Source organism: Pseudocitrobacter cyperus (genome assembly GCF_039889165.1).
GTDB lineage: Bacteria > Pseudomonadota > Gammaproteobacteria > Enterobacterales > Enterobacteriaceae > Pseudocitrobacter > Pseudocitrobacter cyperus.
Genome location: NZ_JAYMYY010000005.1, coordinates 317302 through 344005, shown reverse-complemented (window position 1 = coordinate 344005; position 26704 = coordinate 317302). Strand labels below are relative to the sequence as shown.

Genomic DNA, 26704 nt, shown 5'->3' with positions numbered 1-26704 from the left:
AGCGTTCTGTAAAACCTAGCTCAGCAGGGTAAACGCAATCATACCGACAATCGCGCCCACGGTACCGAGGATGGTTTCCATCATGGTCCAGGTTTTCAGGGTTTGCGCTTCGGTAGCGTTGGTAAACTTACCGAATAACCAGAAACCGGCGTCGTTCACGTGGCTGACCACAATCGAGCCGCCCGCGATACAGATAGAGAGTGCCGCCATCTGCGCGCCGTTGTAGTTCAGTTGTTCAATCACTGGCATCACCAGGCCAACCGCCGTCAGACAGGCAACCGTCGCGGAACCCTGAATAATACGCACCGCAGCCGCCAGGATGAAGCAGGTCAGGGCAATCGGCAGACCCATACCGGTCAGCGCTTCGCCCAGTGCCGGGCCCACGCCAGAGTCAACCAGAACCTGTTTGAACACGCCACCTGCACCAATAACCAGCAGGATGATGCCCGCAGGTTGCAGCGCGTGACCACAGATCTCCATCACTTTGTCTTTCGCCATGCCCTGACGGTATGCCAGACCATAAATAGCAACCAGACACGCAATCAGGATAGCCGTGAACGGGTGCCCGATAAATTCAAACCATTCGTACGCGGTGGAGCCTTCAGCAACAAAGCGCGCGGCAATCGTTTTCAGACCGACCAGTACCAGCGGCAGCAGGATCAGCGCAAGGCTGAAACCGAAGGACGGCATCTTGCCTTCGCCCAGGTGCGGCTCGGTGATGTCGTCCGGAATGCTCAGCTCAACGTAGCGGCTGATAAAGTTGCCCCACAGCGGGCCAGCAATGATCATGCCCGGGATCGCCGCGCACAGACCAATCAGAATCATCCAGCCGAAATCGGCGTGCATCTGGGAAGCCAGCAACATCGGCGCGGGCCCAGGCAGCAGGAAGGCCGCTGCCGCCGCAACACCGGCGAACAGTGGAATCACCAGTTTCACCAGGTTAGTTCCGGTGTGACGCGCCATAGAGAACGCGACGCTAATCAGCAGCACAATCGCCACTTCGAAGAACAGCGGCAGTGCACAAATCAGACCGGCCAGGCCAATCGCATAGTGCGCGCGGTTGTGGCCAAAAGATTTCAGCATCTTGACGGCAATCTGATCGACCGCGCCCGTTTCATGCAGGATCTTGCCGAACATCGCGCCCAGCGCGACCACGATAGCCAGGAAGCCCAGCGTACCGCCCATCCCTTTTTCCATGGTTTCCGCAATTTTAATCAGCGGCATACCCGAGAAAAGACCTGCACCAATAGAAACCACCATCAAAGCCAGGAAGGCGTGCATACGCGCCTTCATGACTAAAAACAGCAGCAGCAGAACAGAGCCTACTGCTGTTAAAACCAGCGTTAAAGTTGTCACGCGTTACTGCCTTTGTTAATCACTTCAATAGTACTGTTGATAACGCCTTCCAGCGGCTGATCGATATCAACCACCAGCACATCGCGTTCTTCAGCATTCGGTTCCTGCAGCGTTTCGAACTGCGTAACCAGCATTTGCGTTTTGAAGAAGTGACCTTTACGCGCTTTCAGACGGCTTTCGATCAGGTCGAAATCGCCTTTCAGATAGACGAAGGAGAGATTCGGGTTACCTTCACGCAGAATGTCGCGGTACGCTTTTTTCAGCGCAGAACAGACAATCAGGGAAACTTTGTTGGTACGCTGCATGGCAAATGCGGCATCGTTCAGCGCCTGAAGCCACGGTTTGCGGTCGTCGTCGTTCAGCGGTTCGCCGGAGGACATTTTGACGATATTGCTACGTGGGTGAAGGAAATCGCCATCAAGAAACGCGGCATTCAGTCGATGCGCCACTTCACTGGCGACAGCGGATTTACCACTGCCAGATACGCCCATCAGAACGTAGACATGGTGATCATGATTAGTCGTGCTCAAAGCGTCCTCCTGCTGGACACAAGAATTTGTTACGGGTAACTGTTATCGGTAACATTGTCATGCCGGGCCAGTGGAGAAGCAATCACCATTCGTGCCAGAAGTGAATATGTGTGATCTACTTCAAATTTGTTAGGGCTAAATTGAACCGCCCGGTGACAAAGTGAAACCTAAATCTAACATTTTAGGCGTAACTGTTTCACCTCGGATCCGCGCTAACAGACGTTCGGCACCGATGCGCCCCATGCGTTCACGCGGCGTCAGGACGCTTGCCAGGCGGGGTTCCATCACTTGCCCGATATCATGACCGTGAAAACCGGCAATGGCGATATCATCAGGAATACGTAAGCCCAGACGCTGGCACTCAAAGGAGGCGCCCACCGCAAGGTCATCGTTGGTACAGAAGATGCCGTCAAGCTGCGGATATTCGCGACGCGCCTGGCGCATCAGTTCAATCCCCGAAGAGTAGGACGACGACTGCTCGACCATCACACTGTAAGGTATCAGCCCGGCATCGAGCATCGCCTGCTCATAACCCTTTTGTTTGATGATAGTACGTTCATCGAGACGCGCGCCAAGATAGGCAATATGCCGGTGGCCGCGCGCGATAATCGCTGCCGTCATTTGCCGCGCGGCTTCAAAGTTATCGAATCCCACCGCAATATCGAGGCACGGCGATTTGCTGTCCATCAGTTCAACCACCGGAATGCCCGCGACTTCAATCATTTTCAGGGTACGCGGCGTGTGAGATCGCTCGGTGAGGATCAAGCCATCAATATTCCAGGAGAGCATCGATTCCAGACGCTCCTGCTCCAGTTCCGGCTTATAGCCGTAGTGCGCAAGCATCGTCTGATAACCATACGCGTCGGTCACGCTTTCAATGCCGCGAAGCACTTCAGCGAATACCTGGTTGGTTAAGGAAGGGAGGAGTACGCCAACCGCACGGCTGGTCGCATTGGAGAGAATATCAGGGGCACGATTAGGAATATAACCCAGCTCATCCAGGGCCTGAGCAATTTTACCTCGCAGCGCGACGGAGACCTGCTCCGGATTGCGTAAAAAACGGCTGACCGTCATTTTGGTCACGCCGACGCGATCGGCCACATCCTGAAGTACGGGTCTTTTCTTTTTCATCGTCCTGAGAGAAATCAAAGTGAAACATTCTCTCAGTTTACCACGGAGATAAGATAACCTCCCCGGTTGATTGGGGAGGTTAGGTTATTTATTTACGCGTTATTATACTGGCGGCAGATCGAACAGCAGGATTTCACTTTCGCTGTCGGCATGAACCGAAATCGCCTGCTCATCCCAGATCGCCAGACCATCGCTGGTCGTCGCTTTGGTGCCGTTGATGGTGACGTTACCTTTTACCACCTGAATCCACACGCGGCGGTTGGCGGCAATCTGATGCACCGACTGCTCATCTTTCGCCAGCGCCCAGCGGTAAAGTTCCATATCCTGATGCACTTTCAGCGAACCATCACGCGCATCCGGCGACAGCACCAGTTGTTTACCCTGCTCAGCGTCAAAGCGGCGCTGTTCGTAACGCGGCGTAATGCCGGTTTCTTCTGGAATAATCCAGATTTGATACAGGCGCAGACGGTCAGTGTTGCTTGGGTTGTACTCGGAGTGACGTACACCGGTACCCGCGCTCATAATCTGGAACTCACCTGCCGGAACCTGCTCTTTGTTCCCCATGCTGTCCTGGTGCTCAACGGCGCCTTCCAGTACATAGGTCAAAATTTCCATATCTTTGTGCGGGTGCGTACCGAACCCCTGGCCTGCGTCAATCACGTCATCGTTAATCACGCGCAGTGCCGAGAAGCCCATAAAATTCGGGTCGTAATAGTTAGCAAACGAGAAGGTATGCCAGGAATCCAGCCAACCATGATTTGCATGACCACGTTCATTTGCTTTGCGTAAGAAAATCATTTGTTACCCCCTCATGTTTTCGATGGAGTAAGTGTGGCCCCAAACGGCCTGGGATGATAGTGGGTGAAAATTGACTCCTCTGTTCAAAAAATGTGAACAAGAATAGAGGAGCCTTAACATCTTATCTGGCGAGCGTTACGGTGGCAGGCGATCCCTGTTCAAAGGCGCGCTCTAAGATCTCCAGATTGGTCAGAACTTCAGATTCCTTGACGTAATTCTCCGCGCCGTGAGCAATCGTTTGATACAGCGCATCGTACACACGCCCGTAGTCGCCCGTTTCCGGTTTCACCTCTTCTTTCACCGTCACGCCTTCAGCGTTGACGTACTCAAGCTGCCCGATGGAGTCATCAGCGGCAAAGTCCGGCTCACCCGGCATGATATTGGCCTTCAGGCTGGTTTCCTGCTGGTCGATACCGTATTTCAGGTACGAGCCTTTGGTGCCGTGGACGATAAATTTCGGGTAGTCGATTTTCACCAGGTGGCTGGTTTTAACGATGGCTTTCAGATCGCCGTAAAAAAGCTGGGCTTCGAAGGTATCATCCGGGTTGGCTTTATTGCGCAGGCTGCGGATGTCATAGGCGACATGATCCGGGCGACCAAACAGAGAAATGATCTGATCCATCGTGTGCACGCCAAGGCCGTAAAACGCGCCATCCTGCGGCAAGCCGGGTTTGGTTTCCGCCACCGGACGGTAGTAGTCAAAGTGGCTTTCAATTTCCACGATGTCACCGAGTTTGCCGCTTTCAATGGCCTTTTTCGCGGTCAGGAAGCAGGAGTCAAAACGGCGGTTCTGATATGGCGTAACGGTCAACCCTTTGCTTTTCGCCAGCGCAAACAGCTCTTTCGCTTCAGCAAGCGTGGGGGTGAACGGCTTCTCAACCAGCACGTTTTTCCCGGCTTCCAGCGCGCGCTTTGCGTAATCAAAATGGCTATCGGCATGAGTACACACCACCACCAGCTTCACTTCGGGGTCATTCAGCACTTCGTCCAGATCGCTGGTGAAATGGATATGGGAGTATTGCGGCTGCTGCTCTTCCGGCTTCGCGCTGCGACGGTAGATGTGCGCCACATGCCAGCTATCTTTGCGGTTAAGAACGTAGGGAAGATGATAGCGGGTGGTACTTTTACCAAAACCGATAAATGCACAGTGTAGGGTCATGATGTCGTCCTTTTAAGGTATCTGGTTACACCATAGCGCAAAGCGAAGAGAGACAAAACGAGGAAGTGTGTTAGTGGCCGGAGCCGGAGAAATAGAGCAAGAATGCCCGCGCACCATCCGTCGGCGTCGCAGCCAGTTTGTTCACGGCCTGCGCGCAGCAACCGGAACGTACTTAATGTACGTGAGGATTGCGAGCACAGCCCGGGAACAAAATGGCAAGTAAGCCAGGCTGGAACAAAACCAAAAAAAAGCCAGCGCAAGGCTGGCTAAAGTAATACTGGAAGCAATGTGAGCAATGTCGTGCTTTCAGGTTCTCCCTCAGGGGTCTTCCTGAATGCAGGACAATAATAATCATTCTCATTCGCACTTGTCCAACACTTTTTGCAAAAAATGTCAGTTGACTCCGCTTTTAAAGTCAATGATGTTGAAGGGGATAATCCCCCCACAGAGGAAACAAGGAATGAGTGAGATAGTAATACGCCACACGGAACCAAAAGATTACGCTGCCATTCGGCAGATCCACGCCCAGCCGGAGGTATATTACAACACGCTACAGGTTCCTCATCCTTCTGAACAAATGTGGGAAGCGCGTCTCGCCGACCAGCCCGGCATCAAGCAGCTTGTCGCCTGCATTGACGACACGGTGGTCGGGCATCTGTGCATCGACGTAGCGCAACGCCCGCGCCGCAGCCATGTGGCCGATTTTGGTATTTGCGTTGATGCTGGCTGGCAAAACCGCGGCGTCGCCAGCGCCCTGGTGCGCGAGATGATTGATATGTGCGACAACTGGCTGCGCGTAGAGCGTATCGAGTTAACAGTATTTGTCGATAATGCCCCGGCGATTGCGGTGTATAAGAAGCACGGCTTTGAAATTGAAGGCACCGGGAAGAAGTATGGTCTGCGCAACGGGGAATATGTGGATGCGTATTTTATGGCGCGAGTGAAAGGAATGAGCGCGGCCTGATGCCCTCTCCCACAGGGAGAGGGAGAAAAGCAGACCGCACGGACAGTCCCCTCTCCCTGTGGGAGAGGGTTAGAATGAGGGAGGTAAATTCAGTACCCCGCCGTCAAATCATCCACCGAACGCGGATCTGACGCGCCATACAGCACGCCGTCCGGCCCGACCATAATACTCTGCGTACTGCCCATCGCCTCTTTCAGCGCCACTTTCTGCCCCTTCTGCTCCAGAAGTTTCAGCGTATCCGGGCTAAAGCCCTTCTCCACGCGCAACTCATCCGGCAGCCACTGGTGATGGAATCGCGGCGCGTTAGTGGCTTCCGCAACATTCATCCCATAATCGATGGTATTCACCACCATTTGCAGCACCGTGGTGATAATCCGGCTGCCGCCTGGGCTACCAGTCACCAGCCAGGTTTTGCCGTCTTTCACCACAATCGTTGGCGACATGGACGATAGCGGACGCTTCTTCGGCCCTACCGCATTCGCGTCACCGCCGACCAGGCCATAAACGTTCGGCACGCCCGGCTTAGCGGAGAAATCATCCATCTGATTATTCATCAGAATGCCGCTGTTCCCGGCAACAATGCCGGTACCAAAGGTGGTGTTCAGCGTATAGGTCACTGCCACCGCGTTACCGTCTTTATCCACCACCGAGAAATGGGTGGTTTGATTGCTCTCGTAAGGCGCGAGCTTGCCAGGGCGAATTTCGCTGGACGGTTTCGCCTTGTTGATATCAATCTGTTCGGCTATCGATTTGGCGTAGGCTTTGCTGGTCAGCGCCTGCCACGGCACCTTCACAAAATCCGGGTCGCCCAGGTATTCTGAACGATCCGCATAAGCGCGCTTCTCAGCTTCCGCCATCACCTGCATCGCATCGGCGCTGCCAAAGCCATATTTATGCATGTCGAAATTTTCGAGAATATTGAGGATTTGCACAATGTGGATCCCGCCGGAAGAAGGCGGTGGCATCGAGAATACCTGATAACCACGATAATCACCACCGATCGGCGTGCGCTCTACCGCTTTATATTCCGCGAGATCCGCTTTGGTAATCAGTCCGCCGTGCTTGTGCATCTCATCAGCAATCTGATCGGCGATGGCGCCTTTATAAAACGCATCCGGGCCGTTTTCAGCAATCAGATCCAGGCTTTTTGCCAGATCTTTTTGCACCAGCTTATCGCCCTTTTTCAGCGGCTCGCCATCTTTCCAGAAAATCGCTTTGCTGTTTTCATGGTTGGGAATAACTTCACTGCCGTAGGTTTTGAGATCGTTTGCCAGCGCATCGTTCACCACAAAGCCATCGCGCGCCAGTTTGAACGCGGGCTGAACCACTTTGTTGAGCGGCAGTGTGCCGTACTTTTCCAGCGCCAGTGAGAAACCCGCCACCGTGCCCGGCGTGCCGGAGGCCAGATGCGAGGTCAGCGATTTTTTGCTGTCCGGGTTGCCATGATCATCGAGGAACATATCGCGCGTGGCCTGGGCGGGAGCCATTTCACGGAAATCAATCGCCGTTGTCTTTCCGTCTTTGGTGCGCAGCAGCATAAATCCACCGCCACCCAGATTGCCCGCCTGCGGGTGCGTGACTGCCAGCGCATATCCCACTGCGACCGCTGCATCAACGGCATTTCCGCCCTCTTTCAGGATTTGCACCCCGACCTGCGTGGCGAGCGCGTCTACCGACGCCACCATCCCCTGATGCGCGCGCACCGGGTGAAAAACATCTTCCTCTACGCCATAAGATACCGGTGGTGCAGCAGGCTCGGTCGTCGCTGCCGCCACGGCAAAACTCCCTCCCGCGGTCAACGCGGCAATCGCCAGCCAACGCGCAAACGTCTGTTTCATCATCGTTGTTCTCCAGAATTGGGGTAACAGGGCCCGCTTAAGCCTGGTTCAAAACTCCTAAAAAATCATCGTTATGGCCAAAACGAGGTAAACTTAAGAGATCCCTCAGAAGGGAGGAGAAACAATGAAACGATTACTGATTCTGGCGGCACTGCTTCCGTTTGCCGCTGTCGCACAGCCACTTAATACCACCAACAATCCCAATCTGCCGGACTATAAAATTCCGAGCCAGCAGCGGTTACAAACGCAGATGAAATCCCAGCAGGTGCAACAGAAAGGGATGCTGAATCAGCAGTTGCAGACGCAAACGCGCGTTCAGCAGCAGCAGCTTCAGACGCAAATGAACAATGACAGGCAGCGGATACAGCAGGCTCAGCCGGGGGAGCGAACCCCCGCAGGTCAGCAAATGCTCCCCAATACTAACGGCGGGATGCTGAACCAAAGCGGGGCATCAGGAAACAGCGATTCGCTGCTGAATAATCAGCAACATATGTTGCCTCAACGGCAGAATGGCGACATGTTGAATAACAACCCCAGTCTGCCGGTGAAAACGAATCTGCCTTAAGGATGTAAGTCCCCGGCGCAGTAATCGTAGTGTGCGCTGGGGATCCATTGCAGGCAACTATATGGACGCCTGCAGCGCTTTCAATCATAATGATTTTCTTGCTATGCATGGCATGTTTCGGTGAGAATCTGAAAGCAAAATGACATTAAATTATTATCTACGAAATGGATTTATAGCGTTCTCGATACTCGCATTCATCGTAATGGATTGGTTTTTACGTCCGGCAGATGGAAATATATTCACACTGAGAATAATTGCATTAATTAGCTGTCCTCTTTTCCCATTTTCGAAAAAATCATTAGAGCTTATATTTTCACGCATCACGCCCAATAACTTCTGGCATGAAGGCTTTTTCGCTGATGACATAGGTAAAAATGGATTATATGCTTTATATTGGCTGACATGTTTATTCTTTGCCATTCCGCTTAGCATAGTTTATATCTTTATAAATAAAAAAGCAGGCAAGTGATAATTGCCTGCTTTTTTTACTATTATATCCCTAGTTTTTTATTTAATGAGTTAATCATTGAATCATCGACCAAGGCACCGACCAAAGCCATTATAAATGCAAACCCTATAAGCCCAATAGGAATACCAGTGATCGATGCCATCAGAAATGCAGCAACTCCTGTCGCAGCCTTCCCCACCACCAAAGATTCAACCTTTATAAAGAATGGACGCCAGCTATTTGTTTTTAAGGCCGTGATTAATTCCCGGTAGGTATCATAAGCATCAATCATACTACTGGTATATTTAAAGACCTTGCTATATTTGGCTAATTTAACCGCCAACTCTTCATAATGAACTGATTCAAGGGCAGTAGCGATAGCCTTACGATCTTTTGCATTGAATTTAGTTCCCAGTAAATTTTCATATTTTGTTATTGCTGATAATGCCTGCTCAACACTCCGTATCTTCTTTCCATTGACATTCTTCTCTAGATCCTTCGCATAGTTCCCAGCAGCCTTTCCTAGTCTTGATGTCAACTCCTGATAAAAATCACTAGTAAATTTCACAGCATCTTTTAACTGTATTTTTCCAAGTTTATAAGCTGCGGTGAGAACAGGTTCTTCTGTAAAACGTGTACCAGCCAGAAAACGCGAGTGATCGCCATGACCTCCTCGAGTAGTAGTATAGTATGGTTGCATACTACCAACTTTACCATCTTTCAATGAATATCCCGTAGGGAATACTCCATTTTGAATTGACTCAATTATCCCAATGTAATCAACTGAAAATTTTGATACTGCCTCGTCTTTTTTTGTAAGATATATGTTATCTTGTTTACGGTTTTTTTCTAATAATGAATTTAAAACTCTAGCTAGATGTCCTGGTGCTATTGTAATTAATGATGAATTGTCAGGCGTCATAACTATACCATTCATGGTAGGTTGACCGCGAGAGTTAATAATAATTATTCCAAGTGGAGTTTTGAGAGAATCACCAGCCTTCAAAACTGATATATCTAGATTTATATTACCTCCAGAGTTACGACCGCCCCCTGACTTACTTCCACCTCCAGGGTCTGGCTCCGTTCCTCGTTCAGAACTCCACGAAGTACCATCACCACTTCCGCCACCATAGTTAAATCCGGGCATAGTAAATCCTTTATTGAGTTGATGAATACAATAAGATATTTAATTGCAGCAGCTTATAATTACCCATAAAAATGTGCTGCAGTCTACATGCAGTAAATATATATACATTATCAAACTCTTATTTGTAATATACCACTATCACAAATGTACAAACTCTATAAGGAGGTATTTAACTGGGATGCTGAACCAAAGCGGGGCATCAGGAAACAGCGATTCGCTGCTGAATAATCAGCAGCATATGTTGCCTCAACGGCAGAATGGCGACATGTTGAATAATAACCCCAGTCTGCCGGTGAAAACGAATCTGCCTTAAGGATGGAAGTCCGGGCCGATGACGTCGATAGCATCGGTACAGATGCAGTTCACGCCCCAGCGCAGCAGTTGTGAAGCACGCTGGGGTCTGTTTACCGTGTATACCAGAATCTTCAGCCCCGCTTCGCGCAGGGCGTCTACCCGCGCTTCATCCAGCAGTTTATGGTTGAGGTGAATCGACACGCAGCCCAATCGCGTGGTCAGTTCGCGCCAGTCGTCGCGCCACTCATCAAGCAGTAACCCACGCGGTAGCTCCGGCGCGGCTTGCTGCGCCGCTTCCAGCGCATCGATTTCAAAGGATGAGAGCAGCGGCGGCGTCATGTCCGCCCACAGTTCCCGCGCCGCCAGCGCCACCACTTTCCCGGTCAAAGACCCAGTGCCGGTGGTCGGTTTGATTTCAATATTCGCCATCATGCCGTGTTCACGGCATCGCTCTGCCACCTGAGACAGAAGCGGCAATGGCTCCCCCTTAAACGCCCCGCTAAACCAGCTACCTGCATCCACACGCAGTAAATCATGCCAGTTCAGTTCGCCTGCCACGCCCCAACCGTTGCTGGTGCGCTCAAGGTTGTCGTCATGCAGGAGGAAAATTTCGCCGTCTTTCGACAACTTAACGTCGAACTCAATCATGGTATGCCCATAACGCGCCCCCACATCGATAGCCGCCAGGGTGTTTTCCGGCGCCAGTTTGCCGCCGCCACGATGGGCAGCTACGTGAGGGTAAGGCCAGTTACTCATACTCGTTGTCCTGTTTCGCCATCAAAAAGATGCAAATGATTGTCCGGAAGATGCAGCCACAGCGTGCTTCCCGCCGTCGGGCGCTCCTGGTGCGCCAGGCGTACTACCAGCTTTTGTTCGCCCCAGCGACCGTGCGCGAGGTTATCCGCGCCCAGCATTTCGAGGGTGTCCATCACCAGCGGTATGCCACCTTCTGCCTGCGAGCTTAACGCAATATGCTCCGGGCGGATACCGAGGGTCATTTTACGCCCGGCGTGCTGGCGATAATAGCCATTCAACGGCAGCGACAGACCATCTTCCAGCACAAAGTGCGTGCCTTCATTATTGATACGCCCGGCCAGCAGATTCATCGCCGGGCTGCCGATAAAGCTCGCCACAAACAGGCTGGCGGGCTTTTCGTACACTTCTACCGGCGTACCGATCTGTTCGGCGATGCCACCATTCATCACCATCACGCGCTGGGCGAGCGTCATCGCCTCGACCTGATCGTGGGTGACGTACAGCGAGGTGGTTTTCAGGCGGCGATGCAGTTGCTGTAGCTCAAGGCGCATCTGCACGCGCAGCTTGGCATCCAGGTTTGAGAGCGGTTCATCGAACAGGAACACCGCCGGGTCGCGCACAATGGCGCGGCCCATCGCCACGCGCTGGCGCTGGCCGCCGGAAAGCTCGCGTGGGCGACGTTTCAGTAGCCCGTCCAGTTCCAGAATGCGCGCCGCTTCTTTCACGCGTTCGGCAATCTGCTGTTTTCCCATACCGCGGATTTTCAGCCCCCACGCCATGTTCTCTTCCACGCTCATATGCGGGTAGAGGGCGTAGTTCTGGAACACCATCGCAATACCGCGATCTTTCGGTTCCATTTCGGTTACGCGTTTCCCGTCAATCCAGATATCGCCGCTGGTCGCCCTTTCAAGCCCGGCCACCATGCGCAGCAGCGTGGATTTCCCGCAGCCGGAGGGCCCGACCATCACGATAAACTCGCCATCGGCCACGTCCAGCGTCAGCGGTTTAATGACCTGGGTTTTACCATCCCAGCTTTTGGTTATTGCCTGTAATTTCAGTCCTGCCATCTTATTTCTCACTGTCCACTAAACCGCGTACAAAGGCACGCTGCATGACTAAAACAATCACCACGGGCGGGATAAGCGTTAATAACATCGCCGCCATCACCTGGTTCCATTGGGTTGTGCCTTCTCCGGTCGCGATCATCCCTTTGATGCCCGCAACGGTGGTGCCGAGATCCACATCAGTGATGATCAGCAGCGGCCACAGATACTGGTTCCAGCCGTAGATAAAGGTGATCACAAAAAGCGCCGCCAGATTGGTTTTCGACAGCGGGAAGACGATGTCGCGGAAGAAACGCATCGGTGATGCTCCATCGATACGCGCGGCCTCCACCAGCTCATCCGGGAGGGTCATAAAGAACTGACGAAACAGAAACGTCGCGGTCGCCGACGCCATTAACGGCAGCGTCAACCCGGCGTAGCTATCGAGCATCTTCAGGTTGGCAATGACCTCTACCGTCGGGAAGATACGCACTTCAACCGGCAGCATCAGGGTGATAAAAATCATCCAGAAGAAGAGGTTACGCAGGGGGAAGCGGAACCAGACAATGGCGAAAGCGGAAAGCATTGAGACGGTAATCTTGCCCACAGTGATGCTGAACGCCATCACAAAACTGTTGAGCATCATTCGCCAGAACGGCGCGCTGTTCACGCCAACACCGTTCACCCAGATGTGATGCATATTTTCCAGCAGATGCGTACCGGGAATCAGCGTCATCGGCGTGGCGAAAACCGCCTGGTCATCCAGCGTCGCCGCCACGAAGGCGACGTACAGCGGGAAGAGGATCACCGCAATCCCCAGAATCAACATCGTATGGCTGAATATCGTCAGCCCCGGACGGTTCTCAATCATTGGTAACGCACCTTACTTTCCACATAGCGGAACTGCACCACCGTCAGCACGATGACGAGGAACATCAGCACCACCGACTGCGCGGCGGAGGCCGAGAGATCCAGCCCGGTAAAACCTTCGCGGTAAATTTTATAAATCAGCGTGGTCGTCGCCTGCACGGGGCCGCCCGCCGTCGCGGCGTCGATCACCGGGAAGGTGTCGAAGAAGGCGTACACCAGATTCACCACCAGCAGGAAGAAGCTCACCGGCGCAATCAGCGGCAGGGCGAGCTTGAAGAAGCGGCGAATCGGGCCTGCGCCGTCAATCGCCGCTGCTTCAATGAGCGATCGCGGAATGGATTGCAGCGCGGCGTAGAAGAACAGGAAGTTGTAGCTGATCTGCTTCCAGACCGAGGCAAATACCACCAGAAACATCGCCTGGCCGCTGTTTTGCGCGTGGTTCCAGTCGTAGCCAAATTCCGCGAGGAAATGAGTAATCAGCCCACGTCCGGGGTTAAAGAGGAAAATCCACAGCACGGCAGCAACCGCAGGCGCGACGGCGTAAGGCAGCAGCATCAGCGTTTGGTACAACCGACTGCCGCGCACGATGTACTCCACCAGCGCAGCGAAGACCAGCGAGATAACCAGACCGCTGACCGTCACCATGGTGCTGAACTTGATCGTCGTCCAGAAGGAATCGAGATAGTAGCTGTCCTGGAACAGGGCGACGAAGTTATCCAGGCCGACAAACTGGCTGGAGAAACCAAACGGATCAACGCTTTGCAGTGAATACCACAGCGCTTCACCCGCAGGCCAGATAAAGAAAATAACGGTGATAACCAGTTGCGGAGCCACCAGTAAATAGGGCAGCCACCGCGAGCGGAACACCGGACGGGATGAGGACATAGTTAGACTCTTGGTTGAATTGCCCCTCACCCCGGCCCTCACCCAGTGGGAGAGAGTGAAAACCCGCGCAGTTCTGTTCCCTCTCCCTGAGGGAGAGGGTTAGGGTGAGGGGGAAAGTACGGATTAAGACTTCGTCGATTTCTCGAAGCGGCGCAGCAACTGGTTCCCACGTTCAACGGCGGAATCCAGCGCCTGCTGTGGCGTTTTCTTGCCAGTCCACACGCTTTCCAGCTCTTCATCCACAATCACGCGGATCTGCGGCATATTGCCCAGACGCAGCCCTTTGGTGAACGGCAGCGGCGGCTTGTTCAGCATCTGACGCGTCGCGGTGTCTGCGCCCGGATTCTTCTCGTAATACCCCTGCTCGCGGGTCAGGTCATACGCGGCGGTGGTGATCGGCAGATAACCGGTTTTCTGATGCCATTCGGCGGCGTTTTCCGGCTTCGCCAGAAATTCGAGGAACTTCGCTACGCCGGTGTAGGTTTCTTTATCTTTACCCTGCATCACCCACAGGCTCGCCCCGCCGATAATGGCGTTCTGCGGTGCGTCTTTGGCATCCGCATCGTAGGGCATCATGCCCACGCCGTAGTTGAATTTGGCGTACTGGCGGATGTTCGCCAGTGACCCGGAAGAGGCCGTAGTGATCGCGCAATCACCGTTATAGAACTTCTCGGTCGATTCATCTTTACGCCCCACATAGCTGAAGTCGCCCTTCTTGTTCATCTCCTGCAACAGCGCAATGTGTTTCACCTGCTCCGGTTTGTTGAACTCCAGCACCGCATCAGTGCCATCAAACCCGTTGTTTTTGCTGGCAAACGGCAGGCCGTTCCAGGCGCTGAAGTTTTCCAGTTGGATCCAGCCCTGCCAGCCGCTGGCATAGCCGCACTTCATTCCCGCCGCTTTCAGTTTCCCGGTGTAGGCCGCTAAATCCTGCCAGGTTTTCGGTGGCTGTTCCGGGTCTAATCCGGCTTTTCTAAAGGCGTCTTTGTTGTAGTAGAGAACAGGCGTTGAGCTGTTAAACGGCTGAGAAAGGAGATGCCCGGTTTTCGCATCGGAGTAGTAACCGGAAACCGTCGGCACAAACTGCGACTCATCAAAGTTAATCCCGGCCTCTTTAAACACTTCATACACCGGCTTAATGGCTTTCGACGCCATCATCGTGGCGGTGCCCACTTCATACACCTGCAAAATCGCCGGCGCATTCCCGGTACGGAACGCGGCGATCCCCGCGCTCAGGTTCTGTTCGTAGTTACCCTTATAGATGGGCACAATTTTGTAATCAGGGTTGGCGGCATTGAAACGCTGCGCCAGAGAATCAACTTCTTTACCCAGTTCCCCTTCCATCGAATGCCAGAAGGGAATGTTAGTCACTGCCAGCGCCTGGCCAACAAATACCAGACTGAGCGCCAATCCTGAGGCTGTATGTCGTAACAGTTTCATCGGTTATCTCTCTTGTTGTTCTGGATGCGCGATTTCACGCGTTTTATGCTCGCGGGGGTAACATGACATGCTCGAATTACAGAAAAATAACTTTTTTATTACAAAAAAAAGATAGTCAGGCGGCAGAGGGATGGCAAGACGATGACGCTGCGGTGACAGGAAAATGGGAGGTGGGACACGTATAGGTGGGGGTAAAGAGACAAAAAGCCGCTATTTTAAATCTATTATTTATCTGCCAGCGCCTTTATCTCTTCACCGTGTTTTCCCATCAGGGTAGCAAAGAGGAAATGCTTTCATTCATTTGACAATAGCTTGCCGGAGTTTCTCATTCGCTATTTTAATCCATTCGCGATGGTATTTACGGTATTGCGACCTTGACCGCTTAGCGGTTTCGACAACAGCGACATATTGCTCATTCGCTTCATGAAGGCGGTTCGATTTTTCCAGCATTTCCGCGTAGCGAATCCGTGCCTCCGGGCCCGGGTAGTATTCCACAAGTACCTTGAACTCACTCTCTGCCGCTACGTAGTCTCCCTGAGCGGCTAAAGCTCTGGCAAAAAGTAAGTGCCCCTCTGAAGATTGAAAATCTGGATTGAATTTAATCAAATCTTCCAGCGTTTGCTGGCAACGCGCAAAATCCTGGGTGGCGAACTCAGCCCTGGCAAGGCTCAACATCATGGGTGCTTCATGAGCAAAAATGCCACGCAGCGACTCCCGATAATGAGGGATAGCCTGATGATACCGCCCCAGGCGTGCTAACTCGTTTGCCAGCAAAAAGTGATTCTGATTTGTCTCAGCAATCGATAACTCTTCCGTCAGTTTTCTAAGATGACGTTCCGGGCTTATTTTATCCATGGCAAGAGCGGTCAATGAACATCCGTGATAACTGGAACTCGCATCCGGTAGAACTACAAATAAAAAGTAGATAAGGCATCCCATCCCGGGAAACACCAGGATAATAAAAATCCAATAGCGATCGCTACCAGAACGTATAACATGAAAAGCGCAAAATAATTGTACTGCAACCGACAAAATCAATAAGAGTGGCACCGTATTTCTCCCTGAATCAATTATTTACTGAATAATCCATATAAAGTACGAGGTATTTGGTGCTACTTATAACCGCCGAAATTAAATAATGGCAATAGCTGAACGGCAAATTCGGATTTTGATTCCTCCATAAAAAAAGGAGCCTTTCGGCTCCTGATAATGACTGACAATACTGGTTTATCACTTCTGCGATATTTTTGCCGTGGCGTTACCCGCCCAAATAGGCGCTTCTCACCGCTTCATTCGCCAGCAACGCGTCGCCCGTATCTTCGAGCACCACGTGACCGTTTTCGAGCACGTAGCCACGGTCAGCGAGCTTCAGCGCCTGATTGGCGTTCTGCTCAACGAGGAAGATGGTCATCCCCTGTTCGCGCAGTTGCTCAATGGTGTCGAAGATCTGCTGAATGATAATGGGTGCCAGACCCAGCGACGGCTCATCCAGCAGCAGCAGGCGCGGGTTGCTCATCAGCGCACGGCCAATTGCCAGCATCTGCTGTTCACCACCGGACATAGTGCCCGCCCGCTGAATACGGCGCTCATGCAGACGCGGGAAGAGTTCGTATACCCACTGAATACGCTCCTGGAACTGATCGCGTTCGGCGAAGAAACCGCCCATCGCCAGGTTCTCTTCCACCGTCATGCGCGAGAAGACGCGACGCCCTTCCGGGACAATCGCCACCGCTTCACGCATGATTTTCGCGGTCTGCCAGTCGGTAATGTCCTTATCATCAAAGACAATCCGCCCGCTGGTGGCGCGCGGGTCGCCGCACAGCGTACCCAGCAGCGTGGTTTTTCCCGCGCCGTTGGCGCCGATCAGGGTGACGATTTCACCCTGGTTGATATGCAGGCTCACCTCATGCAGTGCCTGAATCTTGCCGTAGTGGGCATTAACCTTGTCAAAAGACAACATGACTTTTTCCATTTTATGCCTCACCTAAATATGCGCGGATGACGTCCGGGTTATTACGAATTTGCTCCGGCGTACCGTTCGCCAGCGGCGTCCCCTGGTTCACCACGTAGATGCGGTCGGAGATGCCCATCACCAGCTTCATATCATGCTCAATCAGCAGAATGGTGGTGTTGTGATGGTTGCGCAGTTCCGCAATCAACTCGTCCAGCTCTTTGGTCTCTTTCGGGTTGAGACCCGCCGCGGGTTCATCGAGCATCAAAATTTCCGGCTGCGTCACCATGCAGCGGGCGATCTCCAGCCGACGCTGGTCGCCATAAGCCAGGTTGCTCGCCTGACGGTTAGCGTGTTCCAGCAGACCAATACGCTCAAGCCAGGTCGCAGCGCGGTCGAGCGCTTCACTTTGCGCACGGCGGAACGACGGGGTTTTCAGCAGGCCGGAGAAAACGCCGGTTTTCAGTTGTTGATGCTGTGCCACCAGCAGGTTTTCAATCACCGTCATTTCGCGGAACAGGCGCACGTGCTGGAAAGTACGCACCACACCCATGCGGGCGATTTGCTGACCCGGCAGCCCTTCCAGATGCTGGTCGCGCAGCATGATGGTGCCGCCCGTCGGTTTGTAAAAACCGGTCAGGCAGTTAAAGACTGTCGTTTTCCCCGCGCCGTTCGGGCCAATCAGGGATACGATTTCCTGCGGGTGTAATTCCAGATTGACGTTGTTCACCGCCAGCAGGCCGCCAAAACGCATCATCAGGCCGCTAACGGATAATAATGGCTGACTCATGCCTGCTCTCCTTCTTTCGCTTCCCCGTTTTTCAGCTTCAACTGTGGACGGGTCATCGGCAGCAAGCCCTCAGGTCGCCAGATCATCATCAGCACCATTAAACCACCCAGCATCAGCATGCTGTATTCGTTAAAGTCGCGCATCAGTTCACGCGATACCACCAGCAGGATAGCTGCCAGGATCACGGCGAACTGCGAGCCCATTCCTCCCAGAACCACAATCGCCAGCACAAACGCGGATTCGGCGAAAGTGAACGATTCCGGGCTGACAAAGCCCTGGCGCGCAGCGAACAGCGTACCAGCGAAACCGGCAAACGCGGCGCTGATGGTAAACGCCGTCAGCTTGATGCGCGTCGGGCTGAGGCCTAGCGAGCGGCAGGCGATTTCATCTTCCCGCAGCGCTTCCCATGCGCGCCCCAGCGGCATACGCAGCAGACGGTTAATCACAAACAGGGAGAACACCACCAGCAGCAGCGCCACCAGGTAGAGCCAAATCACGCGGTCAGACGGGTCATACTTGATGCCGAAAAAGTTGCTGAAGGTATCCCAGCCGCCTTCGCGGGCGGTACGGCTGAACTCCAGGCCGAAGAAGGTCGGTTTAGGGATCTGGCTGATCCCGTTCGGCCCACCAGTCACCTCGGTATTATTCAGCAACAGGATACGGACGATTTCACCAAAGCCTAAGGTGACAATCGCCAGATAGTCACCGCGCAGGCGCAGCACCGGGAAGCCGAGCAGGAAGCCCGCCGCCGCAGAAACCAGCCCCGCCAGCGGCAAACACGTCCAGAAACCGAGGCCGTAATAGTGGTTCAGCAGCGCGAAGGTGTACGCGCCGATGGCATAAAAACCGCCATAGCCCAGCACCAGCAGGCCAGAAAGACCAACAACGACGTTCAGACCGAGGCCGAGGATGATGTAAATCATGGTCAGAGTGGCGATATCCACCGTACCACGCGACACCATAAACGGCCACGCGACGGCAATCACCAGTAGCGCCACCAGAAACAGTTTCTGTTTAGCAGTGGAACCATCAATCGCCGGCAGCACAAACTTCGGCCCGGAGACATTTTTCAGGCTCTTCTGGAACGCAGGCCGCAGCAACTGGAAGAAGAAAACCACCGCCGTGCCGATGTAAATCCATTGCCAGCGGATGTCCGCCGCCGAACCGACCACCAGCTTCGTACCATCCAGTTGCAACTGAACGCCCATAAAGACGCCCGCCAGAATAAAGAACATGACGGCCGAAAGCAGCGCCATCGCAAAATGCATCGGTTTCATACTTTCTCTACCTCCGGGCGACCCAGAATACCGGTCGGCATCACCAGCAGTACCAGAATCAGCAGGGCGAACGACACCACATCTTTATATTCGGTACTCAGATAAGCAGAAGAGAGCGCCTCGGCGATACCGAGGATCAGGCCGCCGATCATCGCGCCCGGAATACTGCCGATACCGCCCAGAACGGCTGCGGTGAAAGCTTTCATCCCGGCCATAAAGCCGATATACGGGTTAATCACGCCATAGAACTGGCCGAGCAGAACACCTGCAACTGCGGCCATCGCGGCGCCAATCACGAAGGTGAGCGCGATAACGCGGTCGGTGTTAATACCGAGCAGGCTCGCCATTTTCAGGTCTTCCGAGCAGGCGCGACAGGCGCGGCCCATGCGGGAATAACGGATGAACAGCGTCAGCGCCAGCATAGAGATAAAGGTCACAATCCAGATAACCAGTTGCATGGTGGTGATGCTGGCAGAGAAACTTTCACTGCTGCCGATAGTCCACTGGCCGTTAAACAGGCTCGGCAGCGCCACGTCACGCGAGCCTTCCGTCAGGCTGACGTAGTTTTGCAGGAAGATGGACATCCCGATAGCGGAGATCAGCGCAATCAGGCGTTTGGAGTTTCGCACCGGGCGATAAGCCACCCGCTCGATGCTCCAGCCGTAGGCGCTGGCGATGATTATCGCGCCGATAAACCCGGCGGCGACCAGCAACCAACTGGTATCGATGCCCATCATCATCAGGGCGGCGATGATCATAAAGGAGACATAGCTACCGATCATGTACACCTCGCCGTGGGCGAAGTTAATCATGCCGATAATGCCGTAAACCATGGTGTAACCGATGGCGATCAATGCATAGGTGCTTCCCAGCGTAACGCCGTTAAACATCTGCTGCATAAAATAGAGAAACTGCTCGGACATATTCAGACCTTTTTCAACCCCTCCGGGTATTGCGCCCGGAGGGTGGGATGACAGTTACTTCGCCGGGGTTGATGACCCGTCGGCGTGCCACTGGAAAACACCAAATTCAAATCCCTTCAGATCGCCTTTTTCATCCCATTTCAGCGGCCCAATCACGGTGTCAGCACCGTTTGCTTTCAAATCTTTGACCAGCGCCAGCGGCTCATCGCTGCCGGTACGCTCCATCGCGGTTGCCAGAGACTGCACCGCTGCATAGGTGATCCACACATACGGGCCGCTTGGATCTTTCTTCTGCGCCTTCAGTGCATCCACAATCGCTTTGTTGGCCGGTTCCTGGTCATAACGTTTCGGCATCGTCACCAGCATCCCTTCCCCGGCATCGCCCGCGATGTTAGAGAGTGATGCGTTACCCACGCCTTCCGGGCCCATAAACTGGGTTTTCAGGCCGACTGAACGCGCCTGGCGCAGCATCTGGCCCATTTCCGGGTAGTAGCCGCCGAAGTAAACGAAATCGATATTCTCTTTTTTCAGGCGGGCGATCAGCGCGGAAAAATCTTTCTCACCCGCGGTAATCCCGTCGAAGAAGACGATATTGGCTTTACCCGCTTTCAGGCCTTCCTGCACGGAACGCGCCAGCCCTTCACCGTACTGCTGTTTGTCGTGGATGATGGCGATACGCTGCGGCTTCACGTTCTCCAGAATATATTTCGCCGCAGTCGGGCCCTGAGAGGAGTCGAGACCGGCGGTACGCATGATGTGCTGATAGCCGCGCTGGGTCAGTTCCGGGTTGGTTGCGCCCGGCGTGATCATCAGAATGCCTTCATCCTCATAGATGTCGGAAGCCGGCTGCGTGGAAGAAGAGCAGAGGTGGCCGATAACGTACTGAATGCCATCGTTAACAATCTTGTTGGCCACGGCAACGGCCTGTTTCGGGTCACACGCGTCGTCATACTCCACGCCAACCAGTTTGTTGCCTTTGATACCGCCTTTGGCGTTGATATCTTTAATCGCCTGACGCGCGCCGTTGAACTCCATGTCGCCCCACTGGGCTACCGGGCCGGACATCGCGCCGACAACGGCCACTTTAATATCCTCAGCCATCGCAACATGCGACATTGCCAGTGCGATCAACCCTGCGATCGCTGTTTTCGCATTCGGTCTCATAGTTATGTATCCCCATTCGTGACGTGATCTATTTATTTTGTAGTTTTATGGTCAAAACGCACTCTGTTCTTTTTTTAAACAACGCTATTTTTACCAGTCTCTTTAATGATTTAGCGCGGTTTTTTGGCTAAAACAAGACTAAAATCTCTATTTTTCAGTCTATTAAGCAGAGATAATATTCTGTATTTATGCCGAGATAAACAAAAAAAGTCCATAATTCAGCATAAAATAACGGGACTTAAGGCGGGATAAATCACTACTTTCCAGGGTAAAACACTGCTTATTTTTCAATCCATACTGGATAAAACTGCCTTTATCCGGCGATTAAAACTAATCAGCTAATGAATAAATGAAAAACAGAATCGCCCTGAAAGGAAAATTAGGTACACTCAGTTACCCGTTTTGGCAGGATTTTTTCATAATGAAGCTGACCATCATCCGCTTACAGCGCTTCAGCGCGCAGGATCGTCTCGATCTGGCAAAAATTTGGCCGGAGTACGACATTGATTCACTAACGCTTGATGATACCCACCGTATCTACGCCGCGCTTTTTAATGAGCGCTTGCTGGGCGCCGTGCGCGTGACGCTCGAAGGAACACAGGCAACGCTGGATTCCCTGCGTGTGCGGGAAATCACCCGTCGCCGCGGCGTAGGGCAATACCTGCTGGAAGAAACTATCGCGGATAACCCACAGGCATCCAGTTGGTGGATGGCGGATATCGGCGTGGAAGACCGTGGCGTAATGGCGGCATTTATGCAGGCGCTGGGCTTTACGGCACAGGCGGATGGTTGGGAGAAGCGGTGAACAGCCGCTCAATGGACTGTGTTGGGTAGAACAGTGACCGACTGTTTTCTCTCACCAGCGGGATAAAGCCCAGCGAAAGATAAAAAGCCTGGGCTTTCTCATTCAGCGCTTCGACAAACAGGCCATAAATGCCCACGGCCTGTGATGCCTGGTACACCACTTTCATGGCATGTGTCACCAGCAGCGAACCCCATCCTTCTCCCTGAAGCGATTTGTCCACCGCCAGTCGACCCAAAGTAACTCCGGGTTCATTCCGATAAGGAATTTTCTTCTGCCCTGATTTCGAAGGCAACGCCAACCGCTCAAAACAGCTCCCGGACAGGGTGTAATACCCTAGCACCACATTACCGCTTCTGAGCACATAACCACGTAAAACTTTGCCATCATGCTGGCGGCGCAGATGCTCTTTCAAAAAGTGATTCAAAGACGCTTCGCCGCAATCAAACTGACGCCAGTCATACTCCACATCGTCCTGGAGAATCTCAATAATCAGGTCTTGCACGCTCTACTCCATGTCTAAAAGACGTCTCGCTGCGCGTTTCAGTTTTTCGTTCAGCTCCGGAGGCGTATCAAGCGCATCCATCACGCGTTTCCAGGAGTCTTCATTTAAGACAATACGTCGATGTTCTTCGATGACAGCCGCCGCCCTTTCCGAGGCGCTGTTCAGCATGAACTGAGTCACGGACTGATTGGTGATCGCCGCTGCCTCCTCAATCATGCTTTTATCATCATCACTCAACCGGAGATCGATTCGCTGTTTTTTTAGTGCTGGCATAACAGCCTCTTAATTTTAACTTCAATTTGTACGGAAAATTACCGTACAAACAACTATACGCCAGTTAACGGTGTTGGCAATAATTGTATTAAAAACAGGCCAACATTTATCCGTCCCTGCGAGTAATCGCATAGATTAACAGGTTAGCAAAGTAGTAAATTAGCGTGTTAATAATTTACAAGGAAAACAAGATGAAGGGATTCATTACCATACTGGCAGCTTGTGTGCTGCTATCCGGCTGTGACGGCGTAGATAAAACTCATGAGGGTTATTATCTGGTTGCCGATGTAAAGGTTGAATTTGATAACAGCCACGCCAAACCGCAGGACAACCGTCTGCTATTCCCGGAACAGCAACGCCAAATTGCAAAAAACATCAAGCAAGTCAACGCGGATAACTACTTCAACTTTACGCCATCCTCTGTAACGTACTACACGCCTATCAACAACGGCACGAAGACTATTGAGAACGAACGCGTTCAGCTTAATGATGTTGATTACACCATCACGCAGGGCAAAGGGCACACCCTGCAACTGCTGTCAGATAAGGGCACCGATTGTGGCTATCACGCCTGCCAGATAACCCTGACCCTTAAGAAAGTCAGCGCCGACTCACCGGAGCTGGTAAAGCGTCAACAAGAGCAGAAGCAAAGCGAAAGCGCATACCAGGCGCAAATGCGCGAGAACATCGACTATTTCAAACATCTCTCGCTGGATGACTTTCTCGGCACGCCGTTTTCGCTCAGTAAGTCTTTTGTCATTAAGATGCCTATCGACATGCGCCTGGTTGATCGTACACCGAGGGACTGCACGCGTGACTGTAACCTCGACGCGCTTCCTCTGGCATCACAGGCCGATGGCGATACCCTTATTTTTACTTATTACAGTCAGCAGGAAAGACATGGCGGCACGCTGTATATCTTCAACGGCAAACCGGGTGATATCACGCTGACGCAGCTGTTAAAGAATCAAACGCAGGTGCTTTTACAAACGGACAACGGCGCGATTTATTACAATTCGCAGGGGAAGCTGGAAGCGTTTTATTATCACTATGACGACGCCAGCCAACGCTATTTTATCGGTATCGCCAATGCCGCAACGGCAAAACAAATCGCCCGAGAATTTTCCGTGTTACGCACGATGGATCCGCGTTATCTGGGAAAAAAAACCGTCTCAATGTCATATTTACAGTTATCCCGGCAGGCGTTAGAGGAAAAGTATCAGGCGAAGGTCAGCGATGTCTTTAACCAGGCTGAGGTGGAAAAAGCGATGTGGAAAGCAATGGATCTCATGCTTGAGAAACCCACACGGTTCTTCAACCCAGGCAGCAGTATGATGATAGCCCCCATCTGGTTTCCATCAAAAAAAACGAAAGAAAATATTTATGTGCAACTGTACGCACATTCGATAGATACATTAGTAGACGAAGATAAGATTGGCTTAGCGTCAATCGATAAACAAAAAGGGAAGCGCGAAGGCAATGTGGTTCTCTACACAGGCAAAAGTTATGTTCGTTATAACTACCTTATCAAAATCAATGAGCAGCTTACGCTGGTTCTCGGCGTACCTGATGCGAGCGGCGATTTACGCGAGCAAATGTTCCTGGCGCAGGTTTTTAAACAACTCGATCTGACGAAAAGCCCGCTCGCGGCAATTCCTGAGCAGGAATTAAAAAATCTGTTCAAATATGAATCACAAAGAAACGATTCCGGCAGGAGCAAAGATCGTTACTTTACCGTTGCCGAAGGGCTGATCGATAACCACGGCAATCTTATTATCCCCCAGCCTGAAAACGGTCGTTATCGCTTTTTTCACCCGCAGCCGCCATTTATCCTCTCAACATTAGAAGACAAAGAGGGGCAGGATATTGCCTGGTCGGTGTTTAACGAACAAGGGAAGCTTCTGCTCCAGGCTAAATCTTCCGTCGATATTTTCGAGCAACACCTGGCGGTGACAGGCGATGGTGTGAAAAAGGGAATTTTTGACCTGAATACCCTGCAATGGCTGCTGCCGCCCACCTTCAGGTCTATACGGTTGGATGAAGGTATATTTATCGCTGACGACGCGGATGGAAAATATTATCTTGTTGATCAAAAAGGGAAAACGCTCGTCCATGCAGCGAAAATGATTTACCACACGGCAAAGAAAAATCATTTTGCGGTTATTGGCGATAACGGCGAACTCAGCATGGTCGACGGGCAAGGTCAGCCGTTCTTCCACCATCGTGGAACGTCGCTGGAATATATCCCGCCGATTGATGCCTGGCTCATTGCCTTCTCTGACGCCGACGGAGAAAACACACAGGCCGGGATCATCAGCGAACAGGGGGAGATGATTATCCCGATGGAATACAGCGGTTATCGGGTAACGGATCGTTATCTGCAAATGCTGCGGTCAGATGAGAAAAACCGGGCGTGGTTCGATCTCCAGCAAGTGAAAGAGTGGAGAAATCACCAGCCTTTACAAGAGGTTCCTGCGCCTTAATGAAATGCCCGATGGTAAATACGCATCGGGCACAGGCTTTATACACGTCATCCTTCAAGCTGCCCCTGCGTTGGCTGCACTCGTTCACCCCAGTCACGTACTTATGTACGCTCCTGGGGATTCACTCACTTGCCGCCTTGATGCAACTTGAATGATTTTGTGTATATAATTTGTTATTTCGCATCAGTCGCCGTGCCGTTGGCATGCCAGTCAAACACGCCGAACTCAAAGCCTTTCAGGTCGCCCTTTTCATCCCATGACAGCGGCCCCATCACGGTCTCTACGGAGTTCGCTTTCAGGTATTTGGCGATTTCCGCCGGATCTTCAGACTGGTTCAGGCCCGCCTGCAGTGATTGCAGCGCCGCATAGGTAGTCCACACAAACGCGCCGCTCGGATCCTGTTTCTTCGCTTTAATCGCATCCACAATCGGTTTGTTCGCCGGAACCTGGTCATAGTTCTTCGGTTTGGTCACTAACAGGCCTTCCGCAGAGTCGCCCGCGATGTTGGACAGCGAGACGTTCGCCACGCCTTCCGGCCCCATAAACTGAGTTTTCAGGCCTGCCGCGCGAGACTGACGCAGGATCTGCCCCATCTCCGGGTGATAGCCACCGAAGTAAACGAAATCGATGTTCTCTTTCTTCAGGCGCGCGACCAGCGTCGAGAAATCTTTCTCGCCTGCGGTGATCCCGTCAAAGAAGACGACGTTAGCGTTGCCTTTCTTCAGGTTATCCTGCACAGCACGCGCCAGACCTTCACCGTACTGCTGTTTATCGTGAACGACAGCAATACGCTGCGGCTTCACTTTCTCCAGAATGTACTTCGCCGCCGTCGGGCCCTGATCAGAGTCCAGGCCGGTGGTGCGCAGCAACAGGTGATAGCCGCGAGAGGTCAGCTCCGGTGCAGTCGCCGCCGGGGTGATCATCAGAATGCCTTCATCTTCATAGATATCAGAAGCGGGCTGAGTCGAAGAGGAGCAAAGGTGGCCGATAACATATTTGATGCCATCGTTAACCACTTTGTTCGCCACCGCTACCGCCTGTTTCGGGTCACAGGCATCATCATATTTTACGATTTGCAGCTTGTTGCCTTTGATGCCGCCTTTGGCGTTGATATCCGCAACCGCCTGCTCAGCACCGGTAAACTCCTGATCGCCATACTGCGCCACCGGGCCCGACATCGCGCCCACGACCGCGACTTTAATATTTTCAGCGAAAGCCATGTTACTGAACGCCAGCGCGATACATCCTGCCAGTAACGCTTTACCCTTCATGTTCATCCTGAGGTTCCCCATTGTTATGGTGATTGTAT

The 26704-nt window shown here is 52.6% G+C and carries 26 protein-coding genes and 1 pseudogene; 5 read left to right on the top strand and 22 right to left on the bottom strand.

Annotated elements, in window-relative coordinates; translation table 11 throughout:
- Positions 1-15: 15 nt before the first annotated feature.
- The 5 genes from gntU to VSR74_RS17450 form a co-directional block, all read right to left on the bottom strand.
- Complete coding sequence (gntU, locus tag VSR74_RS17470) at positions 16-1356, bottom strand: gluconate transporter (RefSeq protein WP_347795886.1); 1341 nt, start codon at positions 1354-1356, stop codon at positions 16-18.
- Positions 1353-1886: a gluconokinase gene (gene gntK, locus VSR74_RS17465; RefSeq protein WP_347795885.1), complete on the bottom strand. Its 534-nt coding sequence runs from the start codon at positions 1884-1886 to the stop codon at positions 1353-1355. The genes gntU and gntK overlap by 4 nt, the downstream gene beginning before the upstream one ends.
- A 135-nt stretch (positions 1887-2021) precedes the next feature.
- Positions 2022-3017 carry a gluconate operon transcriptional repressor GntR gene (gntR, locus tag VSR74_RS17460; RefSeq protein WP_347795884.1) on the bottom strand — a complete coding sequence of 332 codons (996 nt, stop codon included), beginning with the start codon at positions 3015-3017 and terminating at the stop codon, positions 2022-2024.
- A gap of 102 nt (positions 3018-3119) precedes the next feature.
- Positions 3120-3815: a pirin family protein gene (locus tag VSR74_RS17455; RefSeq protein ID WP_347795883.1), complete on the bottom strand. Its 696-nt coding sequence runs from the start codon at positions 3813-3815 to the stop codon at positions 3120-3122.
- Between the two features lie 121 nt (positions 3816-3936).
- Positions 3937-4974, bottom strand: coding sequence for an oxidoreductase (locus tag VSR74_RS17450; protein WP_347795882.1), 1038 nt, complete (start codon positions 4972-4974; stop codon positions 3937-3939).
- A gap of 460 nt (positions 4975-5434) precedes the next feature.
- On the opposite strand from VSR74_RS17450, the gene yhhY reads away from it, so the two are divergent.
- Positions 5435-5938: an N-acetyltransferase gene (gene yhhY / locus VSR74_RS17445; RefSeq protein ID WP_347795881.1), complete on the top strand. Its 504-nt coding sequence runs from the start codon at positions 5435-5437 to the stop codon at positions 5936-5938.
- 89 nt (positions 5939-6027) lie between these two features.
- On the opposite strand, the gene ggt is transcribed toward yhhY, so the two are convergent.
- Positions 6028-7779, bottom strand: coding sequence for a gamma-glutamyltransferase (ggt, locus tag VSR74_RS17440; RefSeq protein ID WP_347795880.1), 1752 nt, complete (start codon positions 7777-7779; stop codon positions 6028-6030).
- Positions 7780-7900: 121 nt separating this feature from the next.
- On the opposite strand from ggt, the gene VSR74_RS17435 reads away from it, so the two are divergent.
- Positions 7901-8341, top strand: a complete 441-nt coding sequence (locus VSR74_RS17435) for a DUF2756 family protein (RefSeq protein WP_347795879.1) — start codon at positions 7901-7903, stop codon at positions 8339-8341.
- Between the two features lie 153 nt (positions 8342-8494).
- Here VSR74_RS17435 and VSR74_RS17430 read toward each other — a convergent pair whose 3' ends face one another.
- A complete protein-coding gene (locus VSR74_RS17430; protein WP_347795878.1) occupies positions 8495-8761 on the bottom strand; it encodes a hypothetical protein in 267 nt (88 codons plus the stop codon).
- 71 nt (positions 8762-8832) lie between these two features.
- Positions 8833-9939: a colicin-like pore-forming protein gene (locus VSR74_RS17425; RefSeq protein ID WP_347795877.1), complete on the bottom strand. Its 1107-nt coding sequence runs from the start codon at positions 9937-9939 to the stop codon at positions 8833-8835.
- 175 nt (positions 9940-10114) lie between these two features.
- On the opposite strand from VSR74_RS17425, the pseudogene VSR74_RS17420 reads away from it, so the two are divergent.
- A pseudogene (locus VSR74_RS17420) lies at positions 10115-10252 on the top strand (hypothetical protein); the annotation flags it as partial.
- On the opposite strand, the gene ugpQ reads toward VSR74_RS17420, so the two are convergent.
- From ugpQ to livK, 11 genes are all read right to left on the bottom strand, one after another.
- Entirely contained in the window at positions 10249-10989 is a 741-nt protein-coding gene (gene ugpQ, locus VSR74_RS17415; protein WP_347795876.1) for a glycerophosphodiester phosphodiesterase, read from the bottom strand. The pseudogene VSR74_RS17420 and the gene ugpQ overlap by 4 nt on opposite strands.
- Positions 10986-12056 carry a sn-glycerol-3-phosphate import ATP-binding protein UgpC gene (locus VSR74_RS17410; RefSeq protein ID WP_347795875.1) on the bottom strand — a complete coding sequence of 357 codons (1071 nt, stop codon included), beginning with the start codon at positions 12054-12056 and terminating at the stop codon, positions 10986-10988. The genes ugpQ and VSR74_RS17410 overlap by 4 nt, the downstream gene beginning before the upstream one ends.
- A 1-nt stretch (position 12057) precedes the next feature.
- Complete coding sequence (ugpE, locus tag VSR74_RS17405; RefSeq protein ID WP_276218844.1) at positions 12058-12903, bottom strand: sn-glycerol-3-phosphate ABC transporter permease UgpE; 846 nt, start codon at positions 12901-12903, stop codon at positions 12058-12060.
- Positions 12900-13787 carry a sn-glycerol-3-phosphate ABC transporter permease UgpA gene (gene ugpA, locus VSR74_RS17400; RefSeq protein WP_347795874.1) on the bottom strand — a complete coding sequence of 296 codons (888 nt, stop codon included), beginning with the start codon at positions 13785-13787 and terminating at the stop codon, positions 12900-12902. Before ugpA ends, ugpE begins: the two co-directional genes overlap by 4 nt.
- A 123-nt stretch (positions 13788-13910) precedes the next feature.
- Positions 13911-15227, bottom strand: coding sequence for a sn-glycerol-3-phosphate ABC transporter substrate-binding protein UgpB (ugpB, locus tag VSR74_RS17395; protein ID WP_347795873.1), 1317 nt, complete (start codon positions 15225-15227; stop codon positions 13911-13913).
- A 297-nt stretch (positions 15228-15524) separates the two neighbouring features.
- Positions 15525-16277, bottom strand: coding sequence for a hypothetical protein (locus VSR74_RS17390; protein WP_411914263.1), 753 nt, complete (start codon positions 16275-16277; stop codon positions 15525-15527).
- A gap of 208 nt (positions 16278-16485) precedes the next feature.
- On the bottom strand, positions 16486-17199 hold the full coding sequence (gene livF / locus VSR74_RS17385) for a high-affinity branched-chain amino acid ABC transporter ATP-binding protein LivF (protein ID WP_347795872.1): 714 nt from the start codon (positions 17197-17199) through the stop codon (positions 16486-16488).
- 1 nt (position 17200) lies between these two features.
- The gene (gene livG, locus VSR74_RS17380) at positions 17201-17968 is read right to left on the bottom strand and encodes a high-affinity branched-chain amino acid ABC transporter ATP-binding protein LivG (protein WP_347795871.1); all 768 of its coding nucleotides are present in this window, start codon (positions 17966-17968) and stop codon (positions 17201-17203) included.
- Positions 17965-19245 (bottom strand): high-affinity branched-chain amino acid ABC transporter permease LivM, encoded by a 1281-nt coding sequence (locus VSR74_RS17375; RefSeq protein ID WP_347795870.1) that lies wholly within the window; start codon positions 19243-19245, stop codon positions 17965-17967. The genes livG and VSR74_RS17375 overlap by 4 nt, the downstream gene beginning before the upstream one ends.
- The gene (gene livH, locus VSR74_RS17370; protein ID WP_347795869.1) at positions 19242-20168 is read right to left on the bottom strand and encodes a high-affinity branched-chain amino acid ABC transporter permease LivH; all 927 of its coding nucleotides are present in this window, start codon (positions 20166-20168) and stop codon (positions 19242-19244) included. Before livH ends, VSR74_RS17375 begins: the two co-directional genes overlap by 4 nt.
- A gap of 54 nt (positions 20169-20222) precedes the next feature.
- Positions 20223-21332, bottom strand: a complete 1110-nt coding sequence (gene livK, locus VSR74_RS17365) for a high-affinity branched-chain amino acid ABC transporter substrate-binding protein LivK (protein WP_347795868.1) — start codon at positions 21330-21332, stop codon at positions 20223-20225.
- Positions 21333-21753: 421 nt separating this feature from the next.
- On the opposite strand from livK, the gene panM reads away from it, so the two are divergent.
- On the top strand, positions 21754-22137 hold the full coding sequence (gene panM, locus VSR74_RS17360; protein ID WP_347795867.1) for an aspartate 1-decarboxylase autocleavage activator PanM: 384 nt from the start codon (positions 21754-21756) through the stop codon (positions 22135-22137).
- Here the strand turns inward: panM and VSR74_RS17355 are convergent.
- Both VSR74_RS17355 and VSR74_RS17350 read right to left on the bottom strand, forming a co-directional pair.
- Positions 22103-22639, bottom strand: coding sequence for a GNAT family N-acetyltransferase (locus tag VSR74_RS17355; RefSeq protein WP_347795866.1), 537 nt, complete (start codon positions 22637-22639; stop codon positions 22103-22105). The genes panM and VSR74_RS17355 overlap by 35 nt on opposite strands.
- Before the next feature lie 3 nt (positions 22640-22642).
- Positions 22643-22912 (bottom strand): type II toxin-antitoxin system TacA family antitoxin, encoded by a 270-nt coding sequence (locus VSR74_RS17350; protein WP_347795865.1) that lies wholly within the window; start codon positions 22910-22912, stop codon positions 22643-22645.
- 191 nt (positions 22913-23103) lie between these two features.
- On the opposite strand from VSR74_RS17350, the gene VSR74_RS17345 reads away from it, so the two are divergent.
- Positions 23104-25395 (top strand): hypothetical protein, encoded by a 2292-nt coding sequence (locus tag VSR74_RS17345; protein WP_347795864.1) that lies wholly within the window; start codon positions 23104-23106, stop codon positions 25393-25395.
- A gap of 173 nt (positions 25396-25568) precedes the next feature.
- On the opposite strand, the gene livJ is transcribed toward VSR74_RS17345, so the two are convergent.
- Positions 25569-26672, bottom strand: a complete 1104-nt coding sequence (gene livJ, locus VSR74_RS17340) for a branched chain amino acid ABC transporter substrate-binding protein LivJ (protein WP_347795863.1) — start codon at positions 26670-26672, stop codon at positions 25569-25571.
- Between the last annotated feature and the right edge of the window lie 32 nt (positions 26673-26704).